The sequence below is a fragment of the Pseudomonas sp. PDM05 genome, assembly GCF_014851685.1.
Lineage (GTDB): Bacteria > Pseudomonadota > Gammaproteobacteria > Pseudomonadales > Pseudomonadaceae > Aquipseudomonas.
This window is the reverse complement of the sequence record NZ_JACVAC010000016.1, coordinates 42,192-55,309: the sequence shown is the minus strand read 5'-3', so window position 1 is coordinate 55,309 and position 13,118 is coordinate 42,192. Positions and strand designations below refer to the sequence as shown.

10 protein-coding genes are annotated in these 13,118 nt (G+C 61.0%); 3 read left to right on the top strand and 7 right to left on the bottom strand.

What is annotated here, in order from left to right; translation table 11 throughout:
• The first annotated feature begins 36 nt into the window (after positions 1-36).
• Complete coding sequence (locus IB241_RS24015; protein WP_192300668.1) at positions 37-1,035, top strand: AraC family transcriptional regulator; 999 nt, start codon at positions 37-39, stop codon at positions 1,033-1,035.
• Between the two features lie 129 nt (positions 1,036-1,164).
• Here the strand turns inward: IB241_RS24015 and IB241_RS24010 are convergent, their stop codons facing one another.
• From IB241_RS24010 to IB241_RS24000, 3 genes are read right to left on the bottom strand one after another with little or no spacing between them, the layout of a single operon-like run.
• Positions 1,165-2,511 carry an ATP-binding protein gene (locus tag IB241_RS24010; RefSeq protein ID WP_192300667.1) on the bottom strand — a complete coding sequence of 449 codons (1,347 nt, stop codon included), beginning with the start codon at positions 2,509-2,511 and terminating at the stop codon, positions 1,165-1,167.
• Positions 2,508-3,185, bottom strand: a complete 678-nt coding sequence (locus tag IB241_RS24005; RefSeq protein ID WP_192300666.1) for a response regulator transcription factor — start codon at positions 3,183-3,185, stop codon at positions 2,508-2,510. The genes IB241_RS24010 and IB241_RS24005 overlap by 4 nt, the downstream gene beginning before the upstream one ends.
• An 18-nt stretch (positions 3,186-3,203) precedes the next feature.
• The gene (locus tag IB241_RS24000) at positions 3,204-3,512 is read right to left on the bottom strand and encodes a hypothetical protein (RefSeq protein ID WP_192300665.1); all 309 of its coding nucleotides are present in this window, start codon (positions 3,510-3,512) and stop codon (positions 3,204-3,206) included.
• 110 nt (positions 3,513-3,622) lie between these two features.
• Here IB241_RS24000 and IB241_RS23995 point away from each other — a divergent pair, with 110 nt between their 5' ends.
• Positions 3,623-4,339, top strand: a complete 717-nt coding sequence (locus IB241_RS23995) for a 4'-phosphopantetheinyl transferase family protein (protein WP_192300664.1) — start codon at positions 3,623-3,625, stop codon at positions 4,337-4,339.
• A gap of 98 nt (positions 4,340-4,437) precedes the next feature.
• Here the strand turns inward: IB241_RS23995 and IB241_RS23990 are convergent, their stop codons facing one another.
• Both IB241_RS23990 and IB241_RS23985 read right to left on the bottom strand, forming a co-directional pair.
• A complete protein-coding gene (locus IB241_RS23990) occupies positions 4,438-6,048 on the bottom strand; it encodes an ATP-binding protein (RefSeq protein WP_192300663.1) in 1,611 nt (536 codons plus the stop codon).
• The gene (locus IB241_RS23985; RefSeq protein WP_192300662.1) at positions 6,045-6,770 is read right to left on the bottom strand and encodes a response regulator; all 726 of its coding nucleotides are present in this window, start codon (positions 6,768-6,770) and stop codon (positions 6,045-6,047) included. The genes IB241_RS23990 and IB241_RS23985 overlap by 4 nt, the downstream gene beginning before the upstream one ends.
• 684 nt (positions 6,771-7,454) lie before the next feature.
• On the opposite strand from IB241_RS23985, the gene IB241_RS23980 reads away from it, so the two are divergent.
• Positions 7,455-10,352 carry a ribonucleoside-diphosphate reductase subunit alpha gene (locus tag IB241_RS23980; RefSeq protein ID WP_192300661.1) on the top strand — a complete coding sequence of 966 codons (2,898 nt, stop codon included), beginning with the start codon at positions 7,455-7,457 and terminating at the stop codon, positions 10,350-10,352.
• Between the two features lie 95 nt (positions 10,353-10,447).
• Here the strand turns inward: IB241_RS23980 and IB241_RS23975 are convergent, their stop codons facing one another.
• Both IB241_RS23975 and flgE read right to left on the bottom strand, forming a co-directional pair.
• A complete protein-coding gene (locus IB241_RS23975) occupies positions 10,448-11,734 on the bottom strand; it encodes a hypothetical protein (RefSeq protein WP_225595690.1) in 1,287 nt (428 codons plus the stop codon).
• 48 nt (positions 11,735-11,782) lie between these two features.
• Complete coding sequence (gene flgE, locus IB241_RS23970; RefSeq protein WP_192300660.1) at positions 11,783-13,102, bottom strand: flagellar hook protein FlgE; 1,320 nt, start codon at positions 13,100-13,102, stop codon at positions 11,783-11,785.
• Between the last annotated feature and the right edge of the window lie 16 nt (positions 13,103-13,118).

Genomic DNA, 13,118 nt, shown 5'->3' with positions numbered 1-13,118 from the left:
GGCTACCATCCGCCATTCCATGGACGAGGCCTTCGCATGCGTGAACGTACCATCGCCAGTCATTACGCCCGAGCAGCCCTCGGCGGTGCGCGCCGGGCGGGTTACGACTATTCGGGCCTGCTGCAACAACTGGGCATCACCCCCGAACTGCTGAGCGAACCGCGCGCCCGCATTGCCCCGGAGCAATTTACCCGGCTGCTGCAAATGCTCTGGCTGGGGCTGGATGACGAATACCTGGGCTTTGCCGAAGGCCCGAGCAAGCGCGGCACCTTCGCCATGATGTGCCACGCGCTGATCCACTGCCGCACCCTGGAGAAGGCGCTGGAACGCGGCTTATTATTTTATAGCCTATTCCCACAGGGCCCGCGCTGGCAGCTGACGCGCGAAGGCGACATGGCCCGCTTGAGCCTGGACGACTCACAGCTGTGGGACCCGGATCACTTCCTCAGCGAATGCCTGCTGGTGATCTGGCATCGCCTCGGCAGTTGGCTGATCGGCCAGCGCATCCGGCTGAACCAGGCCACCTTCAGCTACCCGATGCCAGCCCATGCCGGAGAGTACGACCTGCTGTTCCCCTGCCCCCTGGTGTTCGGCGCGCCGCACAGCAGCCTGGTGTTTCCCGCGCGCTACCTGAGCCTGCCGCTGTTGCAGGACGAGCGCACGCTCAAGCACTTCCTCGAACGCTCGCCTGCCGACTTGCTGTCACGCCCGGACGAAGGCGACAGCCTCAGCAGCCAACTGCGCCGCTTGCTCAGCCGCGACCGCACGCCCTGGCCGGACCTGGAAGCGGTTGCCCAGCACCTGCACATCAGCCCGCAGACCCTGCGGCGGCACCTGCGCGAAGAAGGCACCAGCTTTCAGGCACTCAAGGATGAGCTGCGGCGGGACATCGCCATCTATCACCTGGGACGGGCGGATTTGTCGTTGCAGGAGATTGCCGAGCAGCTGGGGTTTTCCGAGCCGTCGGCGTTTCACCGGGCGTTCAAGAAGTGGACGGGGGTGACGCCAGGGGCTTACCGGGCGCAGGAGAGTTAGAGGTGTGTTGCTTATACTGGCCTCTTCGCGAGCAAGCCCGCTCCCACACTTGATTGCATTCCAACGTTGGAACTCGGTCGAATGTGGGAGCGGGCTTGCTCGCGAAGAGGCCAGCATGACCAATAAAGATCAAACAGCCGGAAAGTGAATCTTGAACGCGGCCCCACCCAACGGCGAATCCCCAAGGGTCAGCCGCGCACCGTAGCTCTCAATAATGTCCTTGACCACCGCCAACCCGATGCCCTGCCCCGGATGCTGGCGGTCCAGCCGCTCACCCCGTTGCAGAATCCGTGCACGCTGATCCGGCGGCACGCCCGGCCCGTCATCCTCGACGCACAACTCGATGCCTTCGAGGCTTTCCACCAGACGGATACGCACTTGGCGTACACACAGGCGGTAGGCGTTTTCCAGCAGGTTGCCGAGCAGTTCAAGCAAGGCGCCCTTCTCGATCGGCACATAGCACTCGTCCGGCAAATCGAAGGACACGCTGACGCGCTTGTCGCGGTAGACCTTGTCCAGGGTGTCGCACAGGCTTTGCAGCACCGGTTCCAGGCGGACCTGATGGCGCACCAGGCCGCTTTTGCGCAGGCTGGCGCGCTGCAGTTGGTAGCTGATCTGCTGGCTCATGCGCTCGATCTGCGATTGCAGCACCCAGGCCTGGTCGCGGTCTTCCGGGCGCTGGGCCATGTCTTCGCTCACACCCTGCAGCACAGCGAGCGGAGTTTTCAGGCTGTGGGCCAGGTCGTCGAGGGAATCGCGGTAGCGCGCCCGCTGCTCGCGCTCGCTGGCCAGCAAGCGGTTGAGGGAACCGGTAAGACGCAGCAGTTCGCGGGGGTGTTCTTCGGAAAGGCTTTCACGGGTGCCGCCTTCGATCTGGTCCAGTTCCTGGCTCAAGCGCCGCAAGGCTTGCAGGCCCCAGGTCAGGCCCAGCCACAATAGCGTGAGCAGCACCAGCAAGGCCGCGCCGAAACCCAGATAGAGGTTTTCGCGCAGGCCTTCGAGGGTCAGCTGGTATTCACGCACTGGTTGCAGGGCAACGATACTGAACGCCGCACTCTTGCCACCGAGCAACTTGACCTCGACGTCATAGACAAAGAACTCCTGGCCATTGGCCTCGCGAATCCGCGCAAACTCATTGCCGCGTCCGTCGTAGCGCGGCTTGTAGTTGATGTTCTCTTCTTTGGTCGCCCGCGAGCGCCACACCAGGTGGCCCTCACGGTCGTAGATATAGCCGAGCAGGCGGCTATCGGTGAGGTTGAAGCGCTCGTCCGGCAACTGCGCCGGCATCAGCAGGCGGTTGTTTTCCACACGGGCGGCGGAAATCAGGGTGGTGACATCCGACGCCAAGCGCTGCTCGATGGAATCCTGCAACGCCAGGCTGAACGCGCCTTGCATCGCCGGCAGCAAACCGAGCATAAACAGCACGGCCAGGGTGGCGGCCGCCAGCATCAGGCGCACGCGCAGCGAGCGAATCAAAGGCAGCGCTCATTGAACAGGTAGCCCAGGCCACGCACGGTGTCGATCGGCTTGAACCCGCCCGGGCCTTCCAACTTGCGGCGCAGGCGGCCGACCAGCACTTCGATCACGTTCGGATCGCGCTCGTCGTCATCCGGATAGAGTTGTTCCATCAGGCGGTCCTTGGCGACCACTTGCTGATGGTGACGCATGAGGTATTCGAGAATCCGATACTCGTACGCGGTCAACGCCAACGGCTGTTCATCGAGGGACGCTTGCTTGCGATTGAGGTCCAGCAACAAGGGCCCGGCGACGATGGTCGACTGGGTGAACCCGCTGGAGCGGCGCAGCAAGGCGTTCATCCGCGCCTCCAGCTCTTCGAACTGGAACGGTTTGACCACATAGTCGTCGGCCCCGGCGGCCAGGCCTTCGACCTTGTCCTGCCAGTTGCCACGGGCGGTGAGGATCAGGATCGGGAAGGTCTTGGCCTGGGTACGCAGTTGGCGGATCAGATCCAGGCCGCCCATGCCGGGCAGGCCCAGGTCAATGATCGCCAGGTCATGGTTGAATTGGCCAGTCTGGTACAGCGCTTCTTCGGCATTGGCCACGGCCTCGACCACATGCCCGCTGTCGGTCAGGCGGGTCAACAGGTGATGGCGCAGCAGCGCCTCATCTTCCACCACCAGCAATTTCATAAGGCTCTCCAAGGCAAATCAACTGTCCGACAGAGGGACATCATAGCGGCCCTGCAAGTCTTGCGGGCGCAGTTTAGTGCCATTGTAGTGGCCCGTCAGGTGTGCGTAGCCGGCACGGTAGGCCGGTTGCGCGGCGGTCAAGCCCAGGGCCTGGCCCCACGGCGTAGGTTGGCTGCCCGCATCTTCAAAGCTGACACGCTGGATCAGCGTGCTGGATTTCTTGGTTTTTTCGCTACCGAATGCAGCAAAGGCCGCGTCCGAGGCCTGGGCCCCGGCGGTGGCGCTGAGCATGGTTAACGCCAACATCAGCTTTTTGATCGCAGTCATGGTGCTTACCTCTATGCGTTTGGCTGTAGGGCCAGACTACGCAGGCGCCCCTGAACTCCCCCTGAACAGCGGGCTATCCTCTGGCCCGCCAACTCGGCAGAATACCGCCCATGACTCCTTTACCCGCTTGCTGCACCCCACTCGACGCCCATTGGTCGCTGCCCGAACCCTTGCCGGGCACGGTATTGCTCAGCACTCGCTTCGACCCGACCTTACTGGCCGAGGGCGATTTCCAGCGCAGCGCCGTGCCGCCACCGCCGAGCATCCAGCGCTCAGTGGCCAAGCGCCAGGCCGAGTTCCTTGCCGGCCGCTTGTGCGCCCGTGCCGCGTTGCAGCAGCTGGATCAGCTCGATTGCATCCCGGCCATCGGCGAAGACCGTGCCCCCGTGTGGCCTGGGCATATCAGCGGCTCCATCACCCACAGCACCGGGCATGCCGCAGCGATTGTCGGGCACAAGGCGCAGTGGCGCGGGCTGGGGATGGACCTGGAGAACGTGATGCCGCTGGAGCGCGCCGAACGGCTGGCGGGCGAAATCCTCACCGCCGATGAACTCAAGCGCATGGCGCATGTGCCGCGCGAGCAGGTTGCGTTGCTGGTGACGCTGACGTTTTCGGCCAAGGAGAGCTTGTTCAAGGCGCTGTATCCGATTGTGCAGAAGCGCTTTTATTTTGAACACGCCGAGGTGTTGGAGTGGTCTGACTCGGGGGCAGTGCGCTTGCGTTTGCTGACGGATTTGTCCCGCGAGTGGTGTCATGGCAAGGAGTTGGCGGGGCAGTTTGTGCTGGCGGATCGGCAGTTGTTGAGCCTGGTGGCGGTCGGCGCCTGATAGACCGCTTTCGCGGGCAAGCCCGCTCCCACATTTGAATGCATTCCCCTGCTGGAACTCGGTCGAGTGTGGGAGCGGGCTTGCTCGCGAAAGCGGCCTCAAGGTTTCTCCTGATCCCTGGGCCAACTCAAGCTGAAACAAGCCCCACCCAGGTTGTTGCTCTTGCCGATCAACGCCCGCCCGCCATGCCAGTAGATGATCCGCCGCACGATCGACAACCCCAGCCCATGCCCACCGGAAGCACGGGTGCGGCTGTCATCCAAGCGCAGGAACGGCGTGAAGATGCGCTCCCAGGCGCTTTCCGGCACACCCGGTCCGTCATCCTCCACATCGATGCGGCAACGCACCTGGCCGACCTGGTAACTGATCAGCACCTGCCCCTGGGCGTGACGCATGGCGTTGCTCACCAGGTTTTGCAGGGCGCGGTGCAGGTAGCGCGGCTCGGCGTCGACCCAGGCGTCGTCCCAATGCGCCGAGGACAGGCAAATACCACGGGCGACCGAGACTTGCGGGCGCAGTGGCGATAATTCGCCGACCACCTGATCGAGCAAGGCGCTGAGGTCGACACGCTGGAAATTCAGCTCCGGCGCGCCCTGTTCCAGGCGGGCATAGGTGAGCATTTCATCGACCAGGCCATCGAGGTCCTGAATGTCACTGTCCATGCCCTCCAGGTATTTGCGTCGAGCCTCGGGCGTGGTGGCATCGCCCACCATCTCCAGGCCGAAGCGCAAGCGCGCCACCGGAGTGCGCAGTTCGTGGGACACCGCACGCACCAGTTCGCGCTGGATCGCCAGCAATTGCTGCAAGTGCTCGGCCATGCCATTAAAGGCGGCAGCCAGGCGCCCCACCGAGTCGGCGCCACGGGCCGGCACGCGCACCTCCAGGCTGCCTTTGGCGATCCGTGTGGCGGCGGCTTCCAGGCCGCGCAAGCGGCGCTCCAACTGGCGCACCAATAGATAGACGATCAAACCGATCAGGGTCAGGCCGATCAACGCGATCAGGATCAGCCATTGCGCCGGGTACGGGTTCATCTGATACAGCGGGCCGATTTCCAACACCCACGGCGTACCAACCATGCCGGCGAACACGCGGATCGAATCACCGCCCTTGCCAAGGGCCATCACCGTATCGCCTTCCGATACGCGGCGGCGCTGGTCGTCGTCCATATCGGTCTGGTCAAGGGCCATCAGGTGCATCTCGAAGCCAAACCCCTTGGCTTCCTTTATGTCGGCCAGGCGTTGCGGCTGTTCGGCGACCGGAAAACGCACCAGTTCGTCGGCCAGCAGGTAAATGGTCGCCCGGGCCAATTGCTCGCTGATCTGCTGCACTTCGCCGGTCAGCACCAGGGATTCGCGCTCGCTGACCAGGCGCAACACGCGCGCCGCATGGGGGCCGGTCTGCTGCACCAGCACCTGGCCGCGCTGCAGGCGATTGCGTTGGCTGAGGTCCAACTGCGCGTCGCTGAGGCTGCGCAACTCCAGGGGAATACCGAGCAAGCGCTCCCACACCGCCAGGGCGCGCTGGCGCTCGATGGCACTCATGGGTTGCAGGTTATCGCCCATCAGGGCGAACGTGCCGTGGGCCAGGCGCTCGCGGTACTGGCCGCTGCGCACTTCGTTGAGCAGGTGCAGGGCGAGTACGCCGAGCAGCGCCACCAGGATCAGCGCCGCGCACATGCCACCGTAGATGCGCAGGAAGATCGAGTTCACAGCGGCATATCGGCAGCGGCTTCGGGGACGAACAGATAGCCTTTGCTGCGGATGGTCTTGATCAGGCGCGGGTGGATCGGGTCATCGCCTATTTTCGGGCGGATGCGCGAGATACGCACATCTATGGAGCGGTCCTGGCCGTCGTAGCCGATGCCGCGCAGGGCGATGAAGATTTCTTCGCGGGACAGAATGCGCCCGGCATTCGCCACCAATAGCCATAGCAGGTCGAATTCGGCGCTGGTCAGCTCGATGCCGCCGTCATGCAGCCAGGCTTCGCGCAGGGCATTGTCCACCACCAGCGGGCCGAATTGCAGGCGGCGCTGGTTTTCGACGATGGCCGCTTCGGCCGGTTCGCTGCGCCGCAGCAGGGCCTGGATGCGCGCCAACAAGAGGCGTGGACGCACGGGTTTGCACACGTAGTCGTCGGCGCCCATGTCCAGGCCGAGCACCTGGTCCATGTCGTCGGTACGCGCGGTGAGCATCAGGATCACGCCGTCGTAGCGCTCACGCACCTTGCGGCAGATGCTCAGGCCGTCTTCGCCGGGGAGCATGAGGTCGAGGATCACCAGGTCGGGTTGTTCGGCAACGATACGCGCCGCGGCCAGGGCACCGTCGCTTTCCACCGATACGCGCAGGCCGTTGCTTTCCAGGTAATCACGGGTCAACTCGGCCAATCGCTCGTCGTCCTCGACGATCAGTATCTGCCAGGCTTCTTGCTCCACGGGCGGTCCTCGTTGTTATTAGACATTCTTCTTACCCAGGGATATCTGCATGTGGGAGCGGGCTTGCCCGCGAAAGCGCAGTGTCAGTCACCGAATCTGTTGCTGATACATCGCCTTCGCGGGCAAGCCCGCTCCCACAGTTTGATTTCCATCGGTCATACCCTGTTTGTCATGTTTCAGAGGCATAACAAAGGCCGATTGTAGCCATGCTCACGGCCTGTAGCACAAGGCGGGAAATCCATTCGGTGATCGCGATATTTTGTGATAGGGTTCGCGCCCTTCGAAAACGGCCCAGCTGTTTTAGGTCGGAAATATTTCATGACAAACGGTGCAACGCAGCAGTAATGCGGCCTACACACACATTCAGCCTTTCATACACATTTTACCCACAGCGTTATCCACAGGTTACTGCGTTGCCAACCCTTACGAAACGCATTATCTTGTACCTCGGCGACACAGAAGACCCTATATGTAGGGTTTTTGCGCAAAGCGCCCAACCACACAAGTGGTTCGATATTCAAGGGTTTTATTGCTAGCGCAGTAGGGAACCAACCGATTTTTCAGTAGACCAAACCGCTCACGCGGATGGCAGCTGTTTCCCATCCCCGATATGGAAAACGGTACGGGTGTTGCAGGAAAAGCCTGGCACTCGCAATCAAATATAGAACGCGGAGACAACCCCCCATGCAAACCGACACAACTCGCGAGAACCCGCAAGGCTCCGTGCCGCAGGCCGCTGATTCGAACCAGGATCTGTCCGCCACTGCACCAGGCCAATTGCGCGTGATCAAGCGTAACGGCACTGTCGTTCCTTACACCGATGACAAAATCACCGTCGCCATCACCAAAGCGTTCCTTGCAGTTGAAGGCGGCACCGCTGCTGCCTCGTCGCGCATCCACGACACCGTTGCCCGCCTGACCGAACAAGTCACCGCGACCTTCAAGCGTCGCATGCCGTCGGGCGGCACCATCCATATCGAAGAAATCCAGGACCAGGTCGAACTGGCCCTGATGCGTGCCGGCGAACAGAAAGTCGCCCGCGACTACGTGATCTACCGTGACGCCCGCTCCAAGGAACGCGCTGTCCGCACCCCGGCCGAAGACGCTGCGGTACAAGCTCACCCATCGATCCGCATCACCCTGGCCGACGGCACGTTTGCACCGCTGGACCTGGGCCGCCTGAACACCATCGTGACCGAGGCCTGCGAAGGCCTGGAAGAAGTCGACGGTGACCTGATCCAGCGCGAAACCCTGAAGAACCTGTACGACGGCGTAGCCCTGACCGACGTCAACACCGCCCTGGTGATGACCGCCCGTACCCTGGTTGAACGTGAGCCGAACTACTCGTTCGTGACCGCACGCCTGCTGATGGACACCCTGCGTGCCGAAGGCCTGGGCTTCCTCGGCGTTGCCGACAGCGCGACCCACCACGAGATGGCCGACCTGTACGCCAAGGCCCTGCCGGCCTACATCGCCAAGGGTATCGAATTCGAATTGCTCAACCCGGTCCTGGCCAGCTTCGACCTGGAAAAACTCGGCAAGGCGATCAACCACGAGCGTGACCAGCAGTTCACCTACCTGGGCCTGCAAACCCTGTACGACCGTTACTTCATCCACAAGGACGGTATCCGCTTCGAACTGCCGCAAGTGTTCTTCATGCGCGTGGCCATGGGCCTGGCGATCGAAGAGAAGCACAAAGAAGACCGTGCCATCGAGTTCTACAACCTGCTGTCGTCCTTCGACTACATGTCGTCGACCCCGACCCTGTTCAACGCCGGCACCCTGCGTCCACAGCTGTCCAGCTGCTACCTGACCACCGTGCCGGATGACCTGTCGGGCATCTACCACGCGATCCACGACAACGCCATGTTGTCCAAATTCGCCGGCGGCCTGGGCAACGACTGGACACCGGTGCGTGCACTGGGTTCGTACATCAAGGGCACCAACGGCAAGTCCCAGGGCGTTGTACCGTTCCTGAAAGTGGTGAACGACACCGCCGTTGCGGTTAACCAGGGCGGCAAGCGCAAAGGCGCTGTGTGTGCCTACCTGGAAACCTGGCACATGGACATTGAAGAGTTCATCGAGCTGCGCAAGAACACCGGTGATGATCGTCGTCGTACCCACGACATGAACACCGCCAACTGGATCCCTGACCTGTTCATGAAGCGCGTCTTCGACGACGGCCAGTGGACCCTGTTCTCGCCATCCGAAGTGCCGGACCTGCACGACCTGACCGGCAAGGCCTTCGAAGAGCGCTACGAGTACTACGAAGCCCTGGCCCAGTACCCAGGCAAGATCAAGCTGTTCAAGACCATCCAGGCCAAAGACCTGTGGCGCAAGATGCTGTCCATGCTGTTCGAAACCGGTCACCCATGGCTGACCTTCAAAGACCCGTGCAACCTGCGCAGCCCGCAGCAGCACGTGGGCGTGGTCCACAGTTCGAACCTGTGCACCGAGATCACCTTGAACACCAACAAGGACGAGATCGCCGTTTGCAACCTGGGCTCGATCAACCTGCCGAACCACATCGTCAACGGCAAGCTGGACACCGCCAAGCTGGAACGTACCGTCAACACCGCAGTGCGCATGCTCGATAACGTGATCGACATCAACTACTACTCGGTGCCACAGGCGCAGAACTCCAACTTCAAGCACCGTCCGGTCGGCCTGGGCATCATGGGCTTCCAGGACGCTTTGTACCTGCAGCACATTCCTTACGGTTCGGATGCTGCGGTCGAGTTCGCCGACAAGTCCATGGAAGCGGTCAGCTACTACGCGATCCAGGCTTCCTGCGACCTGGCCGACGAGCGCGGTGCCTACGAGACGTTCCAGGGTTCGCTGTGGTCCAAGGGCATCCTGCCGCTGGATTCGCAACAGATCCTGATCGAGCAACGTGGCCAGAAGTACATCGACGTTGACCTGAACGAATCCCTGGACTGGGCGCCGGTACGTGCCCGCGTGCAGAAAGGCATTCGTAACTCCAACATCATGGCCATCGCGCCGACCGCGACCATCGCCAACATCACCGGCGTATCGCAGTCGATCGAACCGACCTACCAGAACCTGTATGTGAAATCGAACCTGTCGGGCGAATTCACCGTGATCAACCCGTACCTGGTTCGCGACCTCAAGGCCCGCGGCCTGTGGGACTCGGTCATGATCAACGACCTGAAGTACTACGACGGCTCCGTGCAGCAGATCGAGCGCATCCCGCAAGAACTCAAAGAGCTCTACGCGACCGCTTTCGAAGTGGACACCAAGTGGATCGTTGACGCCGCCAGCCGTCGTCAGAAGTGGATCGACCAGGCCCAGTCCCTGAACCTGTACATCGCCGGCGCATCGGGCAAGAAGCTGGACGTGACCTACCGCATGGCGTGGTACCGTGGCTTGAAAACCACTTACTACCTCCGTGCCCTGGCCGCGACCAGCACCGAGAAATCGACCATCAACACCGGTAAGCTGAACGCGGTTTCCAGCGGCGGCAACCACGGTGACGATTCGGTTCTCGCCGCGCCAGCCGGCCCGGCACCAGTGCCAAAGGCTTGTGCGATTGACGAGCCGGATTGCGAAGCCTGCCAATAAGCTGAGGCGGTCCCGGGCGTGAATGCCCGGGATTGATAAACCCGATAAACCCCGACTGCATAGGGTTTATCGGGTTTTTTTGTTAAGCGCTGCAGTCAGATCAATGCGTACGCGATGCCTTCCTGAGGTCTGCCTCCTCTGCGCCCCCACAACTCGACACGCCCTCCAATAACAGCCATTGCGTGCCCGTTGTAGGCCACCACCCCTAGTTGACCATTCGCGAGCTCATCGCTCGTGCTTACACGGTAACGGCCTTTGTAACCAAGGCGGTCTAGCGCCTCATGGGGCATTTCACCGTTGTTCAGGCTTTGCATCGCATGTCGAAAGCTGCGCTTGGCATCGTCGGGATTGTCATCCAGACCATTACCCTCAATCTGCGCACGCTTGGCACTTGCCGCATACAGAAAGATGCCGGTTCTCAGCAGTTGTGGATCATCCCCCTCAAAGCCCGCATATTCTGCGGCCTGCTTCAATTCGTCTCTGGAAATAAAACAACGGAATTTATCCGGCATCGTGACGTCAAAGCCGTCGGCCGTCTCGGTGACATTGTCGAAGATGTCCTGAGGGTCCTTGCCGCGATGCATTATCAGCGCCTTGCAAGCTGCAACAGTCACACAGGTTCCAAAGTATTTCTGGTAGAGACCACTCCAGATGTTACCAGGCCCGAACTCTGTACTGGGTTTCTCCCCCGGTTTCCAGCCGCTGGTCGTGTAGTCGTAAAAGCGAGCCCCCGTGGTAGGCGGAATATTGGACATCGGCTCCGAGCCACCAAAGTCTCTTGGGTTGACAATGCGGCGACCGCCACCACCACCACCACCACCACCACCACCACCACCACCACCACCACCACCACCACCGCCACCGCCGCCGCCACCACCGCCACCGCGGTTATCAATCGGTGGAGCTGGTGGTACGTCATCTGGAAACATATTCGGGAACAACGCTTTCAAGAAAGCGAGCCAAGCCTCAGAAGCATTCTTCAGCTCCTCGATGAGCTCTTTGAACCTTTTCTCGCCGAGCGACTTTCGCAGTTCATTGAGTTTGTCACGCAAGTCCTGCTCGAGCTGATTCTTGGAGGTTTTTTGGGCGTCCTCCAACGCCTTGAGCAGGTTCGAAAGGGTCTCTTTATCGGTGTCTACTTTCTGAGGATCGTCGGTCTTGTTCTGATCTTTTCCGAAACCACCCGCATAGTTATTACGACTGAATCCCCCCCATGACACCTGGACCGGCACGCTGCCTCTTAACATATACTCACCCCCCTCAATGAGCCCCCTGTTGATCTCATGGGTAATGAAAAGGGCGTAGCCAGTTCCAAGATAAAACGTGTCAAAAATCGGATTTATGCGCGGGAAAAACGAGCTCGGCACAAGAAAAATCTGCAAAAAAAACCCCTCATCGAGGGGTTTTTTTTCACCATTTACAGGTCAGCATCACGTCATCTGAATGATGGTCTGCATGATGGTGCTCTGGGTGGAGATCGTCTTGGCGTTCGCCTGATAGTTGCTCTGGGCCTTGATCAGGTCCACCAGCTCATTGGTCAGGTTGACGTTGGAGTTCTCCAGGGAGTTGGCCACGATCGAACCCAGGGTGCCGGTTTGCGGGGCGTCGTAACCCGGCTGGCCCGATGCGAAGGTCTCTCTCCAGGTGGTGCCGCCCGATGGCTGCAGGCCCTGTTCGTTGTTGAAGCTGGCCAGGGAGATCTGGCCGATGGCCTTGCTCTGCTGGTTGCTGAACGTGGCGAACAGTACGCCGCTGCCGTCGATTTTCAAGCCAGTGATCTGGCCGGTGGCGTAGCCGTCGGTGACCGGCGGGTTACGGTAGCTGGCGGAGTTGTACTGGGTAATGTTGCCCATGTTGACGGCGATCCCGTCAGGGTTGGCTTTAGCACCGTTTTTCTGCCACAAGCCGTTGACCATGCCGCCTGGAACCCAGTCGTCAACGGTCATTGTGGTGCCAGCGACATTCGGCGCAACAATAGTCTTGAGTTTGCCGGCTTCGTCAAAGGTCAGCGTCGACGCGACAGGCGCCGTCACGCCGAATGGGTCGGAACCGCTGATGGCAGTACCGTCAGGGTTGCGGCCGTCGATCAAGGTGTAGGACTTCCAGACGTTGGAGCCCGTCTTGACCATGTACTGCACCATCGAGTGGGCGTTGCCCTGGGTATCGTAAAGCGTGGTGGAGTACTGGGTGTTGAAGCTGTCGGTCTTGGTAGGATCAAACGGGTGTGCCGTCTGGTCGATCGGCAGGTCCGACGAATTCAGGTTACTGGTGGAATCCACCTTGGTGGACGCCTTTGGCGGCAGGCTCGACAGGTTCAGTTGCAGGTCGACCAGGCCACCCTTGACGATCTTGCCATTGTCATCCGCCGCATAGCCTTGCAGACGCGAGGTGCCAGTGTTGTTGGTGATGTAACCATCTTTGTCGGCACGGAAGGCGCCGCTACGGGTGTATTCCAGCGAGCCGTCGCTGCCCTTCTGTACGAAGAAGCCGCCGCCCTGGATCGCCATGTCCAGCACGCCGCCGCTGTTGTTGACGTCACCCTGGGTGAACTGCTGGGACACCGCCGCCAGGTTCACCCCGTTGCCGATGCTGTTCTGGCCGGTACCCAGTTTGGACGCGGCGTAGATGTCCGCGAATTCCGCACGGGACGATTTGAAGCCAGTGGTCGCGACGTTGGCGATGTTGTTGCCGGTCACGTCCAGTTGTTTGTTGGCCGCATAGAGGCCGCTAAGGCCGATGTTAAAAGACATGCTTCTCTCCCTTTCT

What these genes read in the sequence shown, in the direction of transcription:
- IB241_RS24015 (WP_192300668.1), top strand. Translation starts at nt 37, where the DNA reads ATGCGTGAACGTACCATCGCCAGTCATTACGCCCGAGCAGCCCTCGGC.
- IB241_RS24005 (WP_192300666.1), bottom strand. Translation starts at nt 3,185, where the DNA reads ATGAAATTGCTGGTGGTGGAAGATGAGGCGCTGCTGCGCCATCACCTG.
- IB241_RS24000 (WP_192300665.1), bottom strand. Translation starts at nt 3,512, where the DNA reads ATGACTGCGATCAAAAAGCTGATGTTGGCGTTAACCATGCTCAGCGCC.
- IB241_RS23995 (WP_192300664.1), top strand. Translation starts at nt 3,623, where the DNA reads ATGACTCCTTTACCCGCTTGCTGCACCCCACTCGACGCCCATTGGTCG.
- IB241_RS23980 (WP_192300661.1), top strand. Translation starts at nt 7,455, where the DNA reads ATGCAAACCGACACAACTCGCGAGAACCCGCAAGGCTCCGTGCCGCAG.
- flgE (WP_192300660.1), bottom strand. Translation starts at nt 13,102, where the DNA reads ATGTCTTTTAACATCGGCCTTAGCGGCCTCTATGCGGCCAACAAACAA.